This is a genomic window from Burkholderia sp. Se-20378 (genome assembly GCF_017104665.1).
In the GTDB taxonomy this organism is placed as follows: domain Bacteria; phylum Pseudomonadota; class Gammaproteobacteria; order Burkholderiales; family Burkholderiaceae; genus Burkholderia; species Burkholderia lata.
On record NZ_JAAGPG010001007.1, the window covers coordinates 1 to 1,202 of the forward strand.

Sequence of the window (1,202 nt, forward strand, 5' to 3'; positions counted from 1 at the left end):
TGAGTTGCAGATCGACGCATTCGGCGAAGTCGCGGCGTTTGGCCGCACCGGGCGCCTGCTGGCCCGCGGTCGCGTGACGGGTCATGCGCACTGGAGCAGCCTGCTGCTGGTGCTGTCGGTCGGGCAGGGTGCCCGGCGGGCCCGGCCGCTGCTGATTCCGGCCGATGCGCTCGACGCCGCATCGTTCAGCGCGCTTTCCGTGCTGGCGAGGACGGCGGGCGCGGCGGGGCGGGCGTGACGGCGGCGCGGTTACCGACCGTAACCAGCGTCCGGCGCGGGAACGCTACAATGTTGCTCCGCGTTGCATCCCTAGTTAATGGATTTGTCAGGTGAGTGAAAAAGAAATCGACCAGGCTCTGGTCGAGCGCGTACAGAAGGGCGACAAGGCAGCGTTCGAACTCCTGGTCTCCAAATACCACCGCAAGATCATTCGGCTGATCTCGCGCCTCGTGCGGGATCCCGCCGAGGTCGAGGATGTGGCCCAGGACGCGTTCATCAAGGCGTATCGTGCGCTGCCGCAATTCCGCGGCGAATCGGCGTTCTATACGTGGTTGTACCGAATTGCCGTCAACACGGCGAAGAACTACCTTGCGACGCAAGGCCGCCGGGCACCGACCTCGACCGAGGCCGATGCGGAGGAAGCGGAAACTTTCTCCGACGCAGACCAACTAAGGGATATCAACACGCCTGAGTCGATGTTGATGAGCAAGCAGATTGCCGAGACGGTCAACGCTGCAATGGCTCTGCTGCCCGAAGAACTGCGCCAGGCAATTACGCTGCGCGAGATCGAGGGCCTGAGCTACGAAGAGATCGCGGAAATGATGGGCTGTCCGATCGGGACGGTTCGATCGCGGATCTTCCGCGCACGCGAGGCAATCGCTGCCAAATTGCGTCCGCTGCTCGATACGCCCGAAGGCAAGCGCTGGTAAGCGCGACAGGCGGAGCGACGCGGGTCGGGGTCTAGTTACGGATAGAGTCGTGAAGTCACGACGGGGTGTGCAAGATGGGGAGCATCATGGGGTCGGTCAATACGCAGTCGCAAGCGTGCTCGCGCGGCGAGCGCCTTTCCGCGCTGGTCGACGGCGAAATGTTCGATGGCCCGGACAACGGGCAGTTTCTGGCTGAGCTCAACCGCGCGGATCGCGCTGCGTGGGCCCAATACCACCTGATCGGCGATGCGCTGCGCTCGGACGAGCTCGCGC

Annotated in this window: 2 protein-coding genes and 1 pseudogene; all 3 read left to right on the top strand. The window is 64.1% G+C overall.

The genetic code is table 11. From position 1 onward, the window contains the following. Positions 1-238 (top strand): annotated as a pseudogene (locus G3N93_RS39750) (hypothetical protein); the annotation flags it as partial. 91 nt (positions 239-329) lie between these two features. Then, entirely contained in the window at positions 330-929 is a 600-nt protein-coding gene (rpoE, locus tag G3N93_RS39755) for an RNA polymerase sigma factor RpoE (protein ID WP_006490873.1), read from the top strand. Between the two features lie 86 nt (positions 930-1,015). Continuing rightward, a partial coding sequence (locus G3N93_RS39760; protein ID WP_241026910.1) for an RseA family anti-sigma factor occupies positions 1,016-1,202 on the top strand: 187 nt, incomplete at its 3' end.